This window comes from Flavobacterium sp. DSR2-3-3 (assembly GCF_049896585.1).
In the GTDB taxonomy this organism is placed as follows: domain Bacteria; phylum Bacteroidota; class Bacteroidia; order Flavobacteriales; family Flavobacteriaceae; genus Flavobacterium.
This window is the reverse complement of sequence record NZ_JAFCUP010000012.1, coordinates 1-18,625: the sequence shown is the minus strand read 5'-3', so window position 1 is coordinate 18,625 and position 18,625 is coordinate 1. Positions and strand designations below refer to the sequence as shown.

Annotated in this window: 18 protein-coding genes; 4 read left to right on the top strand and 14 right to left on the bottom strand. The window is 34.3% G+C overall.

The genetic code is table 11. The features are described from left to right. Positions 1–76: 76 nt before the first annotated feature. Positions 77–1,891: a hypothetical protein gene (locus tag ACP7AQ_RS13900; RefSeq protein ID WP_426095892.1), complete on the bottom strand. Its 1,815-nt coding sequence runs from the start codon at positions 1,889–1,891 to the stop codon at positions 77–79. A gap of 255 nt (positions 1,892–2,146) precedes the next feature. Here ACP7AQ_RS13900 and ACP7AQ_RS13895 point away from each other — a divergent pair, with 255 nt between their 5' ends. From ACP7AQ_RS13895 to ACP7AQ_RS13885, 3 genes are all read left to right on the top strand, one after another. Beyond that, a complete protein-coding gene (locus ACP7AQ_RS13895; RefSeq protein ID WP_426095891.1) occupies positions 2,147–2,740 on the top strand; it encodes a Crp/Fnr family transcriptional regulator in 594 nt (197 codons plus the stop codon). Between the two features lie 6 nt (positions 2,741–2,746). Then, the gene (locus ACP7AQ_RS13890; RefSeq protein ID WP_426095890.1) at positions 2,747–3,979 is read left to right on the top strand and encodes a hypothetical protein; all 1,233 of its coding nucleotides are present in this window, start codon (positions 2,747–2,749) and stop codon (positions 3,977–3,979) included. 67 nt (positions 3,980–4,046) lie between these two features. Continuing rightward, the gene (locus ACP7AQ_RS13885) at positions 4,047–4,601 is read left to right on the top strand and encodes a fasciclin domain-containing protein (RefSeq protein WP_426095889.1); all 555 of its coding nucleotides are present in this window, start codon (positions 4,047–4,049) and stop codon (positions 4,599–4,601) included. A gap of 69 nt (positions 4,602–4,670) precedes the next feature. Here ACP7AQ_RS13885 and ACP7AQ_RS13880 read toward each other — a convergent pair whose 3' ends face one another. The 8 genes from ACP7AQ_RS13880 to ACP7AQ_RS13845 all read right to left on the bottom strand — a co-directional run bounded on the left by ACP7AQ_RS13880 (position 4,671) and on the right by ACP7AQ_RS13845 (position 11,687). Next, a complete protein-coding gene (locus tag ACP7AQ_RS13880; protein WP_426091050.1) occupies positions 4,671–5,042 on the bottom strand; it encodes a group III truncated hemoglobin in 372 nt (123 codons plus the stop codon). Between the two features lie 11 nt (positions 5,043–5,053). Next, entirely contained in the window at positions 5,054–5,347 is a 294-nt protein-coding gene (locus tag ACP7AQ_RS13875; RefSeq protein WP_426095888.1) for a hypothetical protein, read from the bottom strand. Next, complete coding sequence (locus ACP7AQ_RS13870; protein ID WP_426095887.1) at positions 5,347–6,114, bottom strand: ABC transporter permease subunit; 768 nt, start codon at positions 6,112–6,114, stop codon at positions 5,347–5,349. The genes ACP7AQ_RS13875 and ACP7AQ_RS13870 overlap by 1 nt, the downstream gene beginning before the upstream one ends. Next, complete coding sequence (locus tag ACP7AQ_RS13865) at positions 6,098–6,820, bottom strand: ABC transporter ATP-binding protein (protein ID WP_426091047.1); 723 nt, start codon at positions 6,818–6,820, stop codon at positions 6,098–6,100. The genes ACP7AQ_RS13870 and ACP7AQ_RS13865 overlap by 17 nt, the downstream gene beginning before the upstream one ends. Then, the gene (locus tag ACP7AQ_RS13860; protein WP_426095886.1) at positions 6,817–8,046 is read right to left on the bottom strand and encodes a nitrous oxide reductase family maturation protein NosD; all 1,230 of its coding nucleotides are present in this window, start codon (positions 8,044–8,046) and stop codon (positions 6,817–6,819) included. The genes ACP7AQ_RS13865 and ACP7AQ_RS13860 overlap by 4 nt, the downstream gene beginning before the upstream one ends. 81 nt (positions 8,047–8,127) lie before the next feature. Continuing rightward, positions 8,128–9,144: a nitrous oxide reductase accessory protein NosL gene (locus ACP7AQ_RS13855; RefSeq protein ID WP_426095885.1), complete on the bottom strand. Its 1,017-nt coding sequence runs from the start codon at positions 9,142–9,144 to the stop codon at positions 8,128–8,130. A gap of 64 nt (positions 9,145–9,208) precedes the next feature. Next, positions 9,209–11,182, bottom strand: coding sequence for a Sec-dependent nitrous-oxide reductase (gene nosZ / locus ACP7AQ_RS13850; RefSeq protein WP_426095884.1), 1,974 nt, complete (start codon positions 11,180–11,182; stop codon positions 9,209–9,211). A gap of 16 nt (positions 11,183–11,198) precedes the next feature. Continuing rightward, positions 11,199–11,687 carry a c-type cytochrome gene (locus tag ACP7AQ_RS13845; protein ID WP_426064101.1) on the bottom strand — a complete coding sequence of 163 codons (489 nt, stop codon included), beginning with the start codon at positions 11,685–11,687 and terminating at the stop codon, positions 11,199–11,201. 195 nt (positions 11,688–11,882) lie between these two features. Here ACP7AQ_RS13845 and ACP7AQ_RS13840 point away from each other — a divergent pair, with 195 nt between their 5' ends. Beyond that, positions 11,883–12,347, top strand: a complete 465-nt coding sequence (locus ACP7AQ_RS13840) for a hypothetical protein (protein ID WP_426095883.1) — start codon at positions 11,883–11,885, stop codon at positions 12,345–12,347. A 65-nt stretch (positions 12,348–12,412) separates the two neighbouring features. Here the strand turns inward: ACP7AQ_RS13840 and hemL are convergent, their stop codons facing one another. The 5 genes from hemL to ACP7AQ_RS13815 form a co-directional block, all read right to left on the bottom strand. Continuing rightward, a complete protein-coding gene (hemL, locus tag ACP7AQ_RS13835; RefSeq protein WP_426095882.1) occupies positions 12,413–13,699 on the bottom strand; it encodes a glutamate-1-semialdehyde 2,1-aminomutase in 1,287 nt (428 codons plus the stop codon). Positions 13,700–13,742: 43 nt separating this feature from the next. Further along, complete coding sequence (locus tag ACP7AQ_RS13830; protein WP_426091041.1) at positions 13,743–14,681, bottom strand: glucosaminidase domain-containing protein; 939 nt, start codon at positions 14,679–14,681, stop codon at positions 13,743–13,745. Then, positions 14,674–15,570 carry a 1-aminocyclopropane-1-carboxylate deaminase/D-cysteine desulfhydrase gene (locus ACP7AQ_RS13825; protein WP_426095881.1) on the bottom strand — a complete coding sequence of 299 codons (897 nt, stop codon included), beginning with the start codon at positions 15,568–15,570 and terminating at the stop codon, positions 14,674–14,676. Before ACP7AQ_RS13825 ends, ACP7AQ_RS13830 begins: the two co-directional genes overlap by 8 nt. A gap of 90 nt (positions 15,571–15,660) precedes the next feature. Beyond that, positions 15,661–17,493, bottom strand: coding sequence for a T9SS type A sorting domain-containing protein (locus ACP7AQ_RS13820; RefSeq protein WP_426095880.1), 1,833 nt, complete (start codon positions 17,491–17,493; stop codon positions 15,661–15,663). Between the two features lie 473 nt (positions 17,494–17,966). After that, positions 17,967–18,305, bottom strand: a complete 339-nt coding sequence (locus ACP7AQ_RS13815) for a hypothetical protein (RefSeq protein WP_426095879.1) — start codon at positions 18,303–18,305, stop codon at positions 17,967–17,969. Between the last annotated feature and the right edge of the window lie 320 nt (positions 18,306–18,625).

The following is an 18,625-nucleotide window of genomic DNA, read 5'->3' as shown; positions in this document are numbered from 1 at the left end:
AACAGCTATTTTAAATTTTAAACAGGCTACTAAAAATAAAAAAATCGGCTTGAAAATTAGTCAAGCCGATTTTTTATTATGCCAATTTTAATTCTGGGATCTCAAAAGCAATCAGTTCGTTTTTATAAATATCGAATTGATTGAAAATCTCATTTTTAGTACTTTCGAAAAAAGGAGTTGTTGAAAATAAATCTTCATAATATCCGATTCCTAGCAGCAAATTATTTTTGAACGAATTCCATTTTTTAATTTGTCCCACAGTGATTTCTTCCGTAACCGCTGAGATTTCATTTTTCAGATAATCCAAATACATTTTTAACTCTTTCACAAATAGATTTGGTCGATTGGTAACCGTCAACACCGATGCGTTTCCATAAATATGCTGCACCATTTTCGAGAGTGAAACTTCTTTATCAAAATAAGCCATATTGGGTCCAGGGCAAATGATTACACCCTGCGCCTGACCTTTTATTTCAATGTCATTTTCAAGATACGAAGCATTGGCTAAACCCACACAAAGACAGGCTTTCTCCGTAATACTAGTTTTCTTTTTTTCGAAAACTTCAGCAGTTAAAATATCTTTTTCAAGCAGCAATTCATCCAGTTTCAAGTCTTGGTATTTCTTCGAAGACGTACAAATTCCTTTCGCATCATATTCCTTACTTAACGCCAAAAATCGTTTTGGACACGAACTTCCTGCTTTGCTTTCCTCTATTCGTTTCAATTTCAATTTTTCATTTGTCGTTCCACGCAATGTGTTGAAAGGAACTCCCAAAGGCGAAATATGGCTTAAATATAAATCATTTTCTTTGGCTCCCGCCAATAATGCTCTCGTGTGTTTATCTACCGATGTGGCTTCAGGAACCAATAAAAAAGGAGAACCCCAACCCACAGAATCCACATCATAATGATCCAATAGAAAATCGTGTTCCTCAGCAGTGCCTACGCCGCCTTGAACCGTGATTTTTAAATCCAAAGGCTTTTCTGGAACATGCATTTCTTTTTGTCCCAACGCTTTCACCATCAACTCATGTGCAGATTGAATCAATTGCTCTTTTTTCTGTTTGAATTCTTCTAGAATCGGTCCTAACAAATAGCCATCGGTTGCAAAAGCATGTCCGCCACAATTCAGTCCGGATTCGATTCGATATTCAGAAACCCAAAGTCCTTTTTTAGCTAAAAAATTTCCTTGAATCATCGCCGAACGAAAGTCACTCACTTTCAGCGTAATTTTCTTTTTCAGAGAGTTATTCGAATCAGGGAAGAAAGCCGAAAAACTTTCGAAATAACTGTATAATCTTGGATTCATCCCTGCCGATAAAACTACTGAAGATTCTAATGTACTGTTGACAAACCCACGAAGCGCAGCATGTGCATCATTAAAAATAATTGGCAACTGTTCATCTTTGATGAAATTTTCCTTATCCAATTTGGTCATAATATTGACATCAATTTCGCCTGGATAAAGATTCTTCTCCAGATAATTTTTGATATTTTCTTTGAAAGCAAAACCGTCCTCCAACAAGTTTTGCAAGCCTGCTTTAATCTCTGATTTGTTGGGCAGCATAGCGATGTAATTTTCCAAAGCTGATTTACTTCCTGATAATTCCGCTTTGAAATTATCGAATTTTTCCTTTACGATTTTGTCTACCAGATTCAGATAAGAAGTAATGCGTTCTGCGCGATAATCATGTATTTTTTGGGTAATTTCCTGGTATGGCAAATCAAATTTTTTGCTGTAAAAAGCATTCATTTTTTCGATAAGTTCATCGTCCATAATTGAAATCACAGACGAAATTCCATACTTCGCAACTCGTACCGGACTATCAATCGTATACGCAAGTCCCATCACCGGAATATGAAATGTATGGAGTGGTTTAAATGTTGTCATGCTAAATGATTTAAATAAATAAACCACAAAAGTCGAGAAAACAAACCGCATAAAAACTGATAAATATCATGCGATACAATACATTCTTGCAATACCTTAGCCATTCTGGATACTATTCAAAATTATTTTAAATTCAATAAATTTTACAGTTTCCTATTATTTTTTTTGTTAATTTTATAAAAGCTTTACTGACACAAAACGGCAATAATCAACACATTATCTGTAAAATAGAACATTCCTAATTTCTCTTTAATTATGCAAATTGACATAGACTTACTTTTTTCCTGGGGTGCTGTTGCTAAAAAATACAAAAAAAACGAAGTCGTTTTTAATGAAGATGAAGTGGCTCATTTTTATTATCAGATTATTGATGGAAGCGTGAGAATGTTTAACTCAAATGAAGAAGGAAAAGAGTTTACACAAGGACTTTTTTGTAAAGGAGAGAGTTTTGGTGAACCTCCATTATTTATTGACCAACCGTATCCGTCAAAAGCAGTTTGCATTCAGGATTGTACTATCATGAAGTTATCAAAAGATAAATTTTTAAAAATTCTTGATGAATATCCTTTGATTCAAAAATCATTTCTGATTTTACTTGCCAATAAAATTCACTCAAAATCCAATACTTCAAAAGAGATTATCAACCAGAAACCGGAGTTTCGAATTCTTGCCTTTTTGAACACACACAAAAGAAAATCAGAATGTAAGGGAAGTAGAGTATTAATTCCATACACGCGACAGGAAATTGCAAATTTTACCGGTTTGAGAGTCGAAACGGTGATTCGGGTTTTTTCAAAAATGAATGAGTGCAACAAAGTTGACATTATCAATCACAAAATATTTTATTAAAAAAAAATGAAATTAAACATCCAATTTTGGCTTAAATTTTCCTTGTTAAATCTTTGTATTGTTGCCGCTCTTGGCGTTTTAATGCGTTATAAAATTGGTTTTGAATTTCCATATTTCAATCAAAAAAACATATTACATTCCCATTCCCATTTTGCATTTTCAGGATGGATCACCCACACTTTGATGACATTGATGGTGTATTATCTTCAAAATAAAACCGCAGACTTTCAAGTAAACAAATACCGAAAAATACTCATAGCCAATCTAATTTGTTCTTACGGGATGCTAATTTTCTTTATTTTTCAGGGATATGGAATGATTTCCATATTTTTCTCAACGGCATCGATTTTGGTTTCCTATGTTTTTGGCTATTATTACATCAAAGACTTGAGAAAAATCGATGCTGATTTTGCTGCGATAAACTGGTTTAAGGCCGCCTTATTTTTTAATATTATTTCCTCTTTCGGGACTTTTTACTTGGCGTATATGATGGCCAGTAAAAATGTCATTCAGGATTTGTATTTAGCATCCATTTATTATTTTCTCCATTTTCAATATAACGGTTGGTTTTTCTTTGGTTGTATGGGTTTATTTTTTGGCTTTTTAAATCTAAAAAAATCAGAACATTCCTTTTACGAAACTTCCTTTAAGCTGTTTGCTGTTTCTTGTATTCCTGCCTATTTTTTGTCCACACTTTGGTTGGATTTACCCGTTTGGCTTTACGCAATCTCTGTCTTTGCAGCAATAATTCAGGTTTTTACATGGTTTAAACTTCTTGTCATTTTAATGCAAACGAAAAAAGAGTATTTGAAAAATTTCGCTCCTTTGTTACGCTATATTTTGCTCTTTTCCTGTCTGGCATTAAGCATAAAATTCATTCTGCAATTGGGTTCAACAATACCATCTTTGAGCCAGCTTGCTTTTGGTTTCAGGCCAATTATAATTGCTTATTTACACCTAGTTTTATTGGCGGTAATCACATTGTTCCTGTTATTTTATATCTATGCCAGCCATTTGATTTTCATTAGTAAAAAGATAAAAATTGGCTTGGTTCTATTTTCCATTGGTGTTCTATTAAACGAGTTGGTTCTCGCCATTCAAGGTCTTGCATCGTTCACTTATACTATTATTCCGTATGTGAATGAACTTCTTTTCGTTGTCGCCTTACTTTTGCTTTTAGGAATAGGATTTACTACTTATTTTTCCATCAAAAAAGTTAAAAACAATCCGCCTTTATGATTGAACGCATATAATAAACAATTGATAATGAAGTACTTTGCTATGTAAAACCAAAGTAATCTTTATTATGAAAAAATCAATTCAATTAGTAGCCGTCGTTTGTGTCTTAACCTTTTTGGGCTGTAAACAAAATAGTGAAGTATCTCCTGAAACAACAACAGAAAACTCAGTAACACAAGGTCTTGGACAGTCTGCAGTAGTTGACGAAGCTTCCAGTCCAAATATCGTTCAGACAGCCTCAGCAAGTAAAGATCACTCAACTCTTGTAACAGCCGTAAAAGCAGCAGGATTAGTGGATGTATTGAGCAATGCCGGACCGTTTACCGTTTTTGCACCAACAAATGCTGCCTTTGATAAACTTCCAAAGGGAACCGTTGAAGGATTATTAGCACCTGGAAAAAAAGATGATTTGAAAAACATATTAGAATACCACACATACGTTGGAAATCTAAAAACAGAGTACATGCAAGACGGTCAGGAATATGAACAAGTGAATGCCGGAAAAATAAAAATCACCAAAGTAGGTGATAAAGTATTTGTAAACGGCTCAGAAATAATCGCTTCTATCCCAACATCAAACGGAATTATACATGTAATAAATGATGTTTTACTTCCGAAATAATATTATTAATTCATTTTGCCAGATTGAAAAAAGCGTAAACTTAAATAGTTTACGCTTTTTTTATGCTTCTCATCCTATGGTTTTGTACATCAATACTGCCGAAATATTCATGGCTCTTTGTTTGATTTCTTCTGCTTTTTCTCCTGTGAATAACTCATCAACAGTTTCATTGAACAAGGCATTCCAATGGTGGAAATGAGCTTCTTTCATTTCGCTTTTTTGATGCAACTCTTTGTGCTTAGTCATCGGATTTCCTGTATAATTTCCTTTTGAAAACATAATATTTTCCCAGAAATCATACATTTTTGGCAAGTGATCATCCCAATTCACCTTGGCAATATCCGTAAAAAAATAACCGATTTTAGTATCTGTTTTTATTTTACCATAAAAAGTGTTTATCAGTTTCTCAATGTCGTTTTTGTTCTTAATATCTGTTTTCATTTCTAGATTTTTTAGCCTTTAAACAATAAACACAAACTGTCTTCCAAAGCTTCTACGGAATGCAAAACTGCTACCGGAATTTCTTGTTCGTCATAAAGAAAGAGTTCGTTTTGTTGATTCTCCTCTTTATAAATCACCTTTCCTTTTATCACTAATAATTTAGCAGGAACATCCGTTTTATGCTCCTTAAGAATCATTCCTTTTTTGAAAGCAATTACCATTACTTTACTGCAAGAAGTATTTTGAACCACTTGCGCCACTGGATTAGCAGCATTTTCTAGTTTTTGAAGTATCTCTTTAAACATTATAAATCTTTGTTTTTAAATTTAATTAATGAAATGAAAAATGGGATAATAATCCACAAACACAGCAACGAGAAAGAAAGCAGCAACCCCAAAGATGTCCCGAAAAAATTTTTGAAAATTGCTCCGGTATATCCCATCATCGCCGAAACATCCAGATGCAACAAGATTTGAATTCTCGCTAAATCTATTGGACTGAACGCAGTAACAACAATCATTGCTTTTTCAATTGGATAATCCGAAAATTGAAACAACAAATACAAAATTATTCCATCAAAAAGCAGTGCAAAATACAACCAGCCCATGATGGCAATCCCTATTCCTTTTGCTTTGTCTCTGGTCAGTATAGAACTTAAAAATGCCAAAGCCACGAAGACCAACGTAATCATACAACCTATAACGAGCATCATAATGCCTACGCTATCCGGCGCATTGATTAAAAGCGGAATTCCGGCACCAATAAAAAAGGATAAAACCATTGCTAACGAAAGTCCGAGAAACAGACTCAACCATATTTTCTTGCGCTTAATGGGCTGGCTTAATAAAAGCTCAATAAACTCCGTACTGTTGTACAAATAAATCGTGGCAAAAAGAATGGAAACCAACGGAACCGTGAATAAAATTATATTCAAAATGGTAAGCAATCCTTTAGCAGAATTATCTTCAAGCCCGAATGAACTCCATGAAAGAATAGCTAAAATAAGGGTGTACGCCAGTATAATTTTGTTCTTCAGAATGTCTAGAAAAATGATTTTAATGATTCTGTTCATTGCTTTTGTTTTTTAAGATTTTAGCAATTGCTTTGGATATTTTTTGCTCGTTTGTTGATTCCAATAAATCCGCGATAGTTTGATGAAAATGTACTGTTCCGTCTTGCATGTAAATAATTTCAGTAATCAAATCATCCAATTCGCTCAAAAGATGGGAAGTAATCAAGATTAGTTTTCCCTTTTCTTTTTCTTTTATAATTTTTTCTTTCAATATTTCGGAAGCCAATGGATCTAAACCTGCTGTAGGTTCGTCTAAAATCAACACCTCAGGATTAAACAAAAAAGCCAATGTTGCACTTACTTTTTGGGTTGTGCCGCCCGAAAGCGTCCGCATTTGTTTGTTAACTATTTTTTCGAGTTCAAATGCATGGACTAAATCCTCATCTAAAACCTGATCCGAATTTCGAATTTTTTTTATCATTTCGATGATTTGTCCTACTGTCATATAATCCGGATAACGACCTATTTGCGGCATGTATCCTATTTGTTCCCTGTATTTAAATTCCTTTAAAATTGATTTTTCATTGAATAAAATATCGCCTTTAGAAGGAATAACCATTCCCAAAATACTTTTTATCAAAGTCGTTTTTCCACAACCATTCGGACCAATTAAAGCAATGCATTCTCCTTTAGTAAAGGAAAGATTAATGTTGTTTAAAACCTCTAATTTTCCAAATTTTTTATATATATTTTTTATTTCAATCATAATGGTAATGAATGCATTAGAGGTGAATTGTCTATAAAATTATCTGGAGTTATGCTGGGCAAAACTTTTTCGGATTTATCCAAAAGTGTGATCATGAAACTCCGAAACAACAACATCGCCGAGGGATTATTTTCGACTAAAACCGCGAATAAACTCAACGGATGATACGGCACATCGCCGACACCATTTTTGTCTAAATCATATCCTTCGTACTTATCCCAATAATTGGTATCAAACTTGTTTAAAACTAAACTTCCGTTAGTTCCCATATCAAAAGTATTTCCAATAAAATTATTATTCACGATTTCATTGTCTACGCAACTGGCCTGAATTTTCATCGCCCAACCGTTGGCTTCAAATACGTTTTTTTCAACCCGAATCCTATTGGTTCCTTCCATGTGAATTCCAGAAGTGTTTTTAGAAAATTTATTTCCAATGATATGACTGTCCGTGATTTCCTTAAGGAATAATCCATAAGCGCCATCGCCCCAATTTTCTTCGAAATAATTATTGAACATCTTGACATTTTTGGTAAACATTACCGCAACGCCCGCACCGTTATTCTTAAAAACATTGGTAATATACGCGTCGTCATTAGAGAACATAAAATGCAAGCCATAACGAATATTGTTAGTTGAAATATTCCTCCAGATAACGGAATTGGTAACAAATTCAAAATAAATCCCATCCCGATGACCAGAAATGGTGTTAGCGATAATTTGGAGATTCTCACTTTTCCAACAATGAATTCCGTTACCTATTTGCTGTTCTTCTTTGCCATAAGCTACAATTGTATTATTTTTTATCAGGCAGTTTTTACCATTTTGGATGTAAATTCCAAAAAAATTATCATCTAAAATATTGTTCTGTATAACAACATGATTTTTATTGTACACTTTAATTGCGCAGGGATCTTCGAGTGAGGCATACCCTGATTTTATCACTTTGAAACCTTGCACAACCACACTATCTGCTTTAATGGAAAGTACTTCATACTTTTTTTGTCCATCTAAAACCGGATATCCTATACCCAGAAAAACAATTCTTTTGTCAATAACAATATTGCCTTCACGATACACACCTTTATGCACTAAAACCGTGTCACCTATTTTAGCCAGATTAATGGCTTTTTTTATTGATTTTATCGGTTTGTTATCGCCAACTTCAATCACATGAGCATGAAGGAATGAAGAATAAAACAGAAATATGTAGAGAATTTTTTTCATTATTTTTAAAATTAAACCATCAGAATTTAATTAAGAGAACACATTGTTCTTAATTCCATACTGATTTAAAAAACGACTGGTTTATTTTGTAATTACTGCTTCCCAAGTAACTGGTTTTGCTTTTAATTTTATTCCAAATTCCTTTGCTTCATTTTCAGAAGAAAAAGCAATAACGCCGCCTCTCATCGGGCTTTGAATGGTTCCTCCGGAAAGGAAGAAAGCAGTTTCGGCAGGAATTAAAACATTATCTTGGGTATAATTATTCACATAATGAGCGGTCATTTTTGTGTTGGCATTTTCTTTTTCATAATGCATCATACACATGATATCGTCAAATTTGAAAACTCTTCCTTTTTCAGTAATCACTTCGGCCGCATATTTACCATCGGCGATAGTCATTTTACAAAAATCGCACGTATCAACGTTCAATTTAATGGGAACCACTTCCGTTTTGGCGCAGGAAAAAAAAGAAAAAGATAAAAAGACAAACAAAGCTGCCGTTGTATTTGATTTTTTAAATTTATTCAATAGATTAGTTTCTTTGATAACCAATAAAAACAATAAAAATCCCGAAGCAATTAACATCCATCCTCCAATATCCGGAATAGAATACGCTCCAAAATTCAGGAGTTGTTTGTATCCTATTAATGGCGGCTGATACGACATCCCCGGTACTCTAATTGCCGCATTCGGATCCAGATTATGCCCGTATTCATAATTCCATCGGTAAAAATCGACTCCTGCTAATATTCCAAAAAGAATAAATGAAATGAACAAGGCATAGAGTCCTTTTTTCTTTGCAATTATCGCAACTGCCAAAGCACAAAATGCAAAAAAACCAATGATATAAGGCAATACAGTAAACTCTATAAAATCTTCTTTATGCAGGGTTTTCATGCCAATATAATGGTTCAATCCATTAATAATCTCGACATCGCCACCTATTTTATTAGCATGCAACTGCAATACTAAACCTTCGGGATATTGAGGAGCTGACAATTCAATTCTCCACATTGGAACAAAAACAGATGACACTAATAGCACCATCACCAACAAAAGCATCACCTTTGAAAGCGTTGAAATTTTTGGATTATTCATGATTTTTTTATTAAAAAAGGGAACAAACTAAATAATTTGTTCCCTCTTGAATTTGAAGTGATTCTTATTTAGCCGGCATATTTGTTCCTAAGCTAAACGTTAGGGGAACACTACTTCCCGCTGGAGAAACTCTTAGATATCCTGACATTTCCTGATGCAGCGCACTACAAAAATCAGTACAATAGAAAGGAAATATGCCTACTTTTTTCGGTATCCATTTTAAAGTGGCTGTTTCACCCGGCATGATTAACAACTCGGCATTATCAGCACCTTTTATAGCAAATCCATGGGGTACATCCCAATCTTGTTCTAAATTAGTGACATGGAAATACACCTCATCCCCTACTTTTACTCCTTCGATATTATCAGAAGCGAAGTGAGAACGTATGGAAGTCATGTAAACATGAACTTGGTTTCCTTGTCTGATAACTTTGGCTTCTTTTTCTCCTTTGGCAACATAGGAGTGATTGTTTTCTTCGATTTTATAAAATTTTAACTGACCATTGTTTCTGATTAAATCAGCGGGAGCAGATTGAGCGTAATGTGGTTCCCCAATAGTTGGATAATCCAACAAAAGCTTCATTTTATCACCACTAATGTCAAATAACTGGGCAGCTTGTGCTAATTCCGGTCCTGTTGGCAAGTATCTGTCTTTGGTGATTTTGTTGTAAACTACCATGTATTTACCGAATGGTTTTTTACTGTCTCCACCAGGAATAGAAAGATGTCCAGGAGAATAATAAACAGGCACTCTGCCTAAAATTTTTAATGATTTAATGTCCCATTTCACCACTTCTGAAGAAACAAAGAAAGTCGTATACGCATTTCCTTTTCCATCAAACTCAGTATGCAAGGGTCCTAATCCCGGTTTTTTAACTTCCCCGTATAACGCTGCTTCATATTTGATGACCGGAATACCTTCATATTCGCCATCAAATTGTTTTTTAGCAATCGCATTTTTCATTTTGTCAAAACTAAAAACAGGAATTAAAGCCGCCAATTTTCCACTACCCACAATGTATTCTCCCGTAGGATCAATATCACATCCATGAGGTGATTTTGGACATGGAATCATGTAGCAAATGTCTTTTAATATTTTAGAATCCAATACTAATACTTCCGTTCTCATTTCAGACTTTGCCGTATGCGTTTTTTCATCCCACGTATTGTGTACATATTTAGCTTTTACCTTTTTTCCTTTTCCGGCTTTAATGTACTCTTCGGCTTTTTTCCAGTTCACCGCCATAATATAATCTTTGTCATTTTGTGAAGCATTCACTTCCAGCAAAGTATTGGCTTGCTCTGTATTGTAACAAGAAAAGAAAAACCAACCGTGAGATTTGCCTTTACCGGCGTGACTTAAGTCGAAATTTACTCCCGGCGCTTCAATTTGGAAAGCAATATCCATCTCACCTGCTTTCCCTACTTTTACAAAACTCAAATAGGCTTTAAAATTTTTTTTGTAGGTATTAATAGGCACATCACCGTTAGCATTATCAGTAGGTACGCTAAATCGGGTTCCAGCTACCACATATTCCGTATTTTCGGTAATAAATGGAGAAGAGTGATTTCCAGCACTATTCGGTAATTCAATTATTTCAACTGTTTTGAACGTTTTCAAATCCACACGGGCAATTCTGGGCGTATTATTGGCATTGGCAAAAATCCAACGACCATCGACCTCACCGTTAGTTTGAGACAATTCCAAATGATGCTGATCGTCCCAAGGCACATAACCGTGAGAGGTATTCAACATTGGTTTTGTTTCTTCACTGTATCCATACCCACTTTGCGGATCTTGAGAAAATATTGGAACTACTCTCAATAATCGTGCACTTGGCAAACCATATACGCTCATTTGTCCGCTAAAACCTCCAGAAACGAAATTATAGAATTCGTCATATTTTCCCGGAGCAACATAGACTTTTTGAGCTGCGTCACCTCCTACGGCATCTGCAGTATCTTTAGGTCTGCAAGAACCAAAAAATGCACTGACCAAGACTATGGAAAGACTTGTTTTTATAAAAATATTGTTCATGTTATTTTGAGTTAAATTATTTTACTCCGTCATTTTTACGCATATATTCCAACAAGTTTCTGGCATCGGTATCCGTCAAAGCTTGATTTGGCATACGAACCAAACAAAGTTCCAGTTGCGCTTGAAGTGCTGGATCTTTATCAATCATTGGATCTGGATTAGTGATGAAGTTCATAATCCATTCTGGTTTTTGTCGCTGAGTAACGCCTTTCCATCCTGGACCAACTAATTTTTCATCGGTCAACTTATGGCAAGAAGAACATTTAACGGATTGTATTTTTTCGCCTTCGGCAGCCATTGCCTCATCCAATTTATCGCCTAGATCTACTGAGGTGTGTTTTCCGATACCTCTGTTTGGATCATACGCAACCGCATCGGTTGGGTTTGTTGCAGATTCTTCAGAAGGTGCAGCAGTATCTTTTGAAAAATCATCGTTGGTTTTGGTTTTATCACCACATGAAGTCAACATTACGAATGCAACTACAAAAAAAGTTAATTTGTACATAAATTTGTTTTTAGAATTGTTTAACAAATTTGCGATTAGATTAGCGCATTAATTATGACTGGAATCATACTTAATTCGGTATTTCTTTCCGTTTTTTTAACTGAACTTGGTAAACCAAACGATAAACTTTTGTTAACGATTAAACTTTTTAAACCGACCCTTGTCTTATATCTATAAAACTTAAAACAACACAAATTGAAAAAATTATTTATCGCTGCATTATTAGCTGTCGGAATGACAAGCTTTGCACAAGAAAGAAAAGTAGTTACAGAAAGAGCTCCAAAGGAGCAAATGTCATTGGAGCAAAGAAACCAATTGCAATTAAAAAAGATGACTTTGGAATTAGATTTGAATGCTTCTCAGCAAAAAGAAATGAGTACAGTTATTGCTGAACAAAGTACCAAAAGAGATGCTAGAATGGCGGAGAGAAAAGCGAGCAAAGATTCGGCTAATAAACAACTTACTGCTGCCGAGCTTTTTGCTAAGAAAAATCAAATGTTAGACGAGCAAATTGTGATGAAAGAAAGAATGAAAAAAATTCTTTCAGCTGACCAATACAAAAAATGGGAGGACATTAAAGGGAAAAGACATCACGCAATGAAAAAAAGAATGGTGCACCATAAAGACGGAAAACCAGCAAGAATGATTGATAAAAAATAATCTGTCCACTTGCAATATTTCATCTTATTTTATAAAAAAGCCCCAAAATTGGGGCTTTTTTGCGTTTAAAATGTTTTCGAAACTTTATCTATCGCTCTGATGGTAAAATCTAAATCCTCATACGTTAACGCATCGGTAATAAACCACGTTTCATAAGCGGAAGGCGCGATATAAATTCCTTCCTGCAACAATCCGTGGAAGAATTTCTTGAACGTTTCGTTATCTCCTTTTGCTGCTGTATGAAAATCAACCACCGGAGCAGCATCAAAATGAACCGAAATCATCGAGCCAATGCTGTTGATTGTAAATGTAACGTTATTTGCTTTCAACACTTTATCAATCCCTGCAGCCAAATACGCTGTTTTCTCTTCTAATCTTTGAAAAATAGCACGATCACTATCTAATGCTTGTAACATCGCTAATCCTGCAGCCATTGCCAACGGATTTCCAGACAATGTTCCTGCTTGGTAAACGGGACCGATCGGAGACAAATAATTCATGATTTCCGCACGAGCGGCAAAAGCACCGACAGGCAATCCTCCACCGATTACTTTGCCGAAGCAAACGATATCAGCCGCTATATTAAACAATTCCTGAACCCCACCAGCGGCGAGTCTGAAACCGGTCATTACCTCATCAAAAATCAATAGAATTCCGTTATCGGTACACAATTGGCGTAAGCCTTCCAAAAAGCCTTTATTAGGCGGTATACAACCCATATTGCCCGCAACAGGTTCTACGATTATGGCAGCAATTTCATTTTTATTTGCTTCGATTAAAGTGGCTACGTTTTCTAAATCATTGTATTGTGCCAGCAAAGTATCCTTGGCCGTTCCTACAGTTACTCCCGGACTATTTGGTGAACCAAAAGTAATTGCTCCGCTTCCCGCCTGTATTAAGAACGAATCCGAATGACCGTGATAACAGCCTGCAAATTTTATTATTTTATCTCTTTTGGTAAAACCGCGAGCCAGTCTTACAGCACTCATACAAGCTTCGGTACCGGAGTTTACAAATCTGATTTTATCGATATTTGGGACCATCGACACAGCCAAAGCTGCAATTTGTGTTTCCAATTCTGTTGGCATTCCAAACGAGGTTCCTAACTTCGCTTTCTCAATCACAGCTTGTACAACTGGTTCGTAAGCATGTCCTAAAATCATTGGTCCCCATGAATTGATATAGTCAATCAAACGGTTTCCGTCTTCATCGTACAAATATGCGCCTTTGGCACTTTTGACAAAAATTGGCGTTCCGCCTACTGCTTTAAATGCTCTTACCGGCGAGTTCACGCCTCCTGGAATTACTTTTTCTGCCTCAGCAAAAAGCTGACTACTTCTTTGATATAACATTTAAAATTTGGATTTTATATTTGATACATTTCAAAGAATAAAACTATTGGTAAATTTCCAACTGTTGTCCAATTGAAAGCGCATTCTCTACCAGATTGTTTTTTTCTTTTAACTCTTTTATCTCTAAATTAAATCTTTTTGAAATAGAATATAACGTGTCTCCTTTTTGCACCACGTATGAAATCAGATTCTTATCTCTATTTATTTTTGAATTTTTTGGTTCAATTTTCAAGTCTTCAATCATTTGATTGGATTTCAAAACATAATCCACCTCTAAAACCTGATCATCATATTGATGCAATTTGTATCGTTGGATATATGATATTAGCTTATCCGGGTATTTTGGGTCCGTTGCATAACCGGCTGCTTTAAGTCCTCTCGCCCAAGCTTTATAGTCGCCTTTTGAGCAATCAAATAATTTAGAATATCGACTTCTGCCAGTCAAAAACAGTGCGTGATCTTTGTAAGACTCCGATACATTATCGTACTTCCTAAAGCATTCCTGAGCAGCATCGTCATCGTGTTTTACACTTTCGCCGGTCCAGCCTTCATGGCATTTTATACCAAAGTGATTATTAGCGGTTACTGCTAAATCTCCCCGTCCCGCACCAGATTCCAATATTCCCTGAGCTAAAACAATACTTGCAGGAATACCATAAACTTTCATGTTATCCATTGCAATATCTTTAAATTTAGTAATATAATTAGCCACAACATCGCTGCTAACCACTGTTTGTGAAGTGGATACAATTACTTCCGTTACCTGATTTGTGTATACTTGTTTGGGTGGATTTGTTGTAATCGGCTGTTTTACAGGCACCTTTAAAACTGATGCTTTTGTACCGATTGTCTTTTTAACTTTACGAACTATTTCCGTTTTTGGTTTTAACGGCGCTTTTTTTGTTGTTGTAATAACTGGTTTTGAGGCATTACAGCCTACCATCGTTATCGTTATAAAAATTAGTAGGATTTTTTTAAACATAGATATCTAGTGTTGGTAATTGTTTGTTTTTTAATTTCATATTCATTCCCTGAATTCCTTGAATTCCACCAGTATGAATAAGTAAAATTTTTGATTTTGCAGGAAAATAATTCTTTTTTATCAAATCTACAACGCCGAAAACCATCTTTCCAGTATAAATAGGATCTAAAGGAATTTGATTTTCTAGATAAAAGTGATTGATAAACACAATTAATTCTGCAGTAACTTTCGCGTATCCACCAAAATGATAGTCCGTTACTAACTCCCAATTGTCATTTTGGACAAAATTACGAATTTCCTCTTTTAAAAAATCACCTTTTAAAGCAGGAAATCCTAAAACTTTTTGGTGCGGTAAAACACTATTAATAATTCCCGAAATAGTTCCGCCAGTCCCTACTGAACAACAAATGTAATCAAAATCCGCATCTTCCGAAGTTAGTATTTCCTCACATCCTTTGATGGCTAAATCATTTGTTCCGCCTTCTGGAATGTGATAAAAACCCCCAAATTTTTGTTTTAAGTTTTCCAAAAAAGAACCTTCACTTTTTAAGCGGTAATCTTCTCTTGAAATAAATTCCAATTGCATGCCACAATTTTGCGCAAATAATAAAGTGGGATTTTCAGAAACTTTACCCGATAATTCATCTCCGCGAATAATCCCGATAGTTTTAAATCCTTTTTCATTTCCGGCAAAAGCTACCGCGGCAATGTGATTCGAAAAAGCTCCTCCAAAAGTCAACAGCGTTTCTTGATTTTCTACTTTCGCCTGAAGCAAATTATACTTCAATTTTCTAAACTTATTACCCGAAACAAATGGATGGATCAAATCCTCCCTTTTGATTTGCACTGAAATAAAGTTCGGAAACACCGTAATTAACTTTTGATTCAAACTGTTTTATTTTTTACAAAGATAAAATTAATCTATTATAAAAAGTGCAACCTCCATGGATTGCATTTCTGTGTTTCTCATTTCTGAATTTTAGTTTTTAATAATCACTTTTTTACCAACCGCTAATTTGTCTTTCGTGGTCAATTTTACAATGTAAATTCCATCCCCTAAACCTGAAGTTGAAAATTTGTACGAAGTATCCACCCCTAAATCTTTTTTAACAAAAATTAATTTACCCGCTACATCGTATAAACCGCAGGTCTCAAGATCCATCAATAAAGGATTATCTATTGTTAAATTTTTCGTTAAATTATTTTGAAAAATCATAAAACTCTCCTTGGCTGCCTCTTCGACTCCCAAAGTTGAGTTGCTTTTGAAGGTAATTTCGAACTGAGTATTATTCTCTCCAGCCGGCAAATCTAATTCATGAAAGTCATTTTTAATATCATAAAATAAATCTTTTACTTTGTCGTGTAAGTAAACCGTACTTACTCCCGTAAAGTTAACTATTTCTTTTACTGTAATTTTATAATTAGCGGCTCTATCATTTCTAAAACCAATGGGGATTTTTTTATCAATGTCAAAATTTATTGCATTAATAACAAAATCCCCGCCTTCTAAAACAAAGTAAACATCTGCCGGTGTACTATCACTCGAAGACATGGCATCCATACCACGATCAATTCCATCAGTCGCTTCAGGAATTAAGGTTAAAGCCAATTGCCGCACTCCTTGATTGTTCATCAACGTATTGAATTTTATTTGTGGAGTGGGTGCTAAACTTACTGTTGTGTAATCAAATCCTGATAAAGATTGTGTTTTAGCCATGTAACCAGTATTGATTTTTGGTGTAGTAATATTCCCCGCCAACTTGGCTAATGAACTGTTTAATTCTTCTTTGACAAATACTCTATAACTGTTTTTCATTTGAACAAAACCGTTTGCTTTTCCATCGATTAAGAAACCTTGACCAATTGGCGAAAAACGTTTTTCATAATTTTTTCCTGATCCGCCTGCTGATCCTTCATTTCCGGAACCATCATACGAATAAAAAGTAGCAGGAGTATAAACCCCGGCACTTCCCAAATTACCTGGAGCAAAAGCCCCATAGCCCCCTTTGTAATCCGCTATAAAGTGAGAATTAACTGTTGGATCTTGCTCCCAAAAATAAGCAATCCCGGTGCAATTTGTTTCGCCAATTAAAAAGGCGGATAAGTCAATTGCTGACGGATACGGATTTCCTGTCAAAGTAAATTGCTCAATTGCAACGGATATTGCAATAACGCCATCATTCGGTTTTCCTCTAAAATCATAGCGCTGTTTACTTCCCGGATTGTTCTGAACTCCATTTACTGTTGTAGCATTAGTTCCCGAAGTTCCTTTCATTGTAAATCCTTCTCCAGCATTCAAACTGGAACTAGATCCTACCTGAATCCAACTGGAGTAATTTGATGAAATGGTTAATTTATTTATCCAATATGGGGCTATCGACAAAGGACTCGCTGCACCATTATAATTATTCATTGGTAGTATTGATGGCTCATTAAAGGTAATCAAACTGGCAACATCTTTAAGTTGAGTCACTCCAAAAGGAGAATTTCCCTGAGTAATATTCGTTGCTCCCACTGGAGAACACCAGTAATTATATTGAAAATTATTAGTTGTTCCTTCCTGAAAAACAGATAAACTACCCAATCCTTTATTTGTACCGATGGAAGTTAATCCTTGCAAAAGCTGTCCATTTTCCCTCAAATAAAAATTGCTGGTAGCTGCATTTAGTTCTAATTGTTGGTTGATAAAAACAACTTCGTTACTGGAAAAAATATAACTGTTAGGACTTATATACATCTGGGCACAGACATTGTTTTGAATTAAAATTCCAGTCACAATAAGCAGTGATTTTTTAAGTATTTTTGAGTTCATAAACATATGAATTAAGTTAATTTATAAATATTATTTATTATTTTAACACGGTATGGCTTTAAATTAAATCAAAGAGTTTTACGACTTAAAATGAAACTATTAAGCTTAAAAATTAATTATTTGTAGTCTTTTTATTTATTTATATTTATAAAAGGATGTAATGATTAATATTTTCATATAAAATTACAAAAAAAAGACAATAGCACAGAGCAATATTACCGACAAAAAGTATAAAAAATCGTTTAAATACATCTTTTTAAATTTATATTGTATAATTTCTTACATAATTAAATTTACAAGAAAGGTGAAATAATGACAAAGCACAGTAAAAAAATTTTCAACAAAAAAAGAGTTAATTGATGGAGATTGATACTTTTTATGGCGTTAAAAGTCCTAGCGAAAAGAAATCAGAATGACAACTAAAAGCAAAGTGTAAAAATCTTAATGCAGTATAATTTGTTTTTAAATAAACACTATTTTTCCAAAAACAAATAGTTAAAAAAACTAAAAAAAGGTCTCTTTTTTAAATATTCTAAATTAGATTCATTCGCATAAGCTTCCCTTTCAAAACTAATGTTTCTGTACGCTAAGTCAGAATTTTTATATTGAGCTAAACGAACAAGATATTCTGTCAAATAGAAAACAAAAAAAGGAATTATTAAAAGTTCCATTTGTTGTTGAAGATGAATTTTTTCATGATTTAAAAAAACCATATTTTCTTTATCCGCACTATTTTTTATAAATACAAAAGGAAATACGGCCAATCCATGATAGCCCTTGGGAATTAAATGTTTAGTAACAATTAGAAACATTGTGTGCTCAGATTATCAATGTAAACCTATTATTTAGCAAATAACTAAAATTAAATTGAAAAGTTGAAATATTATCAGGCAATTTAATTATCCTAAAAAAATTAATATTCATATATAGAACAATTATTTAAGGATAATAAGACCAGTGAAATTTCTAAAAAATACAAAATTTAATAAAATTTATTTTAAATTTTATTCTTAACTAGATTCAACTAATTAATGCAACTTTTAGGGGGGAGATAAAGACATTTTTTCAAAAGAAAGGACTTTTAAAAAGCCCTCTCTCTCGAATGGAATAAATGTTCTTTATTTGCTCCTGA

Excerpts from the sequence above, each read along its gene's own strand:
- ACP7AQ_RS13900 (WP_426095892.1), bottom strand. The coding sequence starts at position 1,891 with ATGACAACATTTAAACCACTCCATACATTTCATATTCCGGTGATGGGA.
- ACP7AQ_RS13895 (WP_426095891.1), top strand. The coding sequence starts at position 2,147 with ATGCAAATTGACATAGACTTACTTTTTTCCTGGGGTGCTGTTGCTAAA.
- ACP7AQ_RS13890 (WP_426095890.1), top strand. The coding sequence starts at position 2,747 with ATGAAATTAAACATCCAATTTTGGCTTAAATTTTCCTTGTTAAATCTT.
- ACP7AQ_RS13885 (WP_426095889.1), top strand. The coding sequence starts at position 4,047 with ATGAAAAAATCAATTCAATTAGTAGCCGTCGTTTGTGTCTTAACCTTT.
- ACP7AQ_RS13880 (WP_426091050.1), bottom strand. The coding sequence starts at position 5,042 with ATGAAAACAGATATTAAGAACAAAAACGACATTGAGAAACTGATAAAC.
- ACP7AQ_RS13875 (WP_426095888.1), bottom strand. The coding sequence starts at position 5,347 with ATGTTTAAAGAGATACTTCAAAAACTAGAAAATGCTGCTAATCCAGTG.
- ACP7AQ_RS13870 (WP_426095887.1), bottom strand. The coding sequence starts at position 6,114 with ATGAACAGAATCATTAAAATCATTTTTCTAGACATTCTGAAGAACAAA.
- ACP7AQ_RS13865 (WP_426091047.1), bottom strand. The coding sequence starts at position 6,820 with ATGATTGAAATAAAAAATATATATAAAAAATTTGGAAAATTAGAGGTT.
- ACP7AQ_RS13860 (WP_426095886.1), bottom strand. The coding sequence starts at position 8,046 with ATGAAAAAAATTCTCTACATATTTCTGTTTTATTCTTCATTCCTTCAT.
- ACP7AQ_RS13855 (WP_426095885.1), bottom strand. The coding sequence starts at position 9,144 with ATGAATAATCCAAAAATTTCAACGCTTTCAAAGGTGATGCTTTTGTTG.
- nosZ (WP_426095884.1), bottom strand. The coding sequence starts at position 11,182 with ATGAACAATATTTTTATAAAAACAAGTCTTTCCATAGTCTTGGTCAGT.
- ACP7AQ_RS13845 (WP_426064101.1), bottom strand. The coding sequence starts at position 11,687 with ATGTACAAATTAACTTTTTTTGTAGTTGCATTCGTAATGTTGACTTCA.
- hemL (WP_426095882.1), bottom strand. The coding sequence starts at position 13,699 with ATGTTATATCAAAGAAGTAGTCAGCTTTTTGCTGAGGCAGAAAAAGTA.
- ACP7AQ_RS13830 (WP_426091041.1), bottom strand. The coding sequence starts at position 14,681 with ATGTTTAAAAAAATCCTACTAATTTTTATAACGATAACGATGGTAGGC.
- ACP7AQ_RS13820 (WP_426095880.1), bottom strand. The coding sequence starts at position 17,493 with ATGAACTCAAAAATACTTAAAAAATCACTGCTTATTGTGACTGGAATT.
- ACP7AQ_RS13815 (WP_426095879.1), bottom strand. The coding sequence starts at position 18,305 with ATGTTTCTAATTGTTACTAAACATTTAATTCCCAAGGGCTATCATGGA.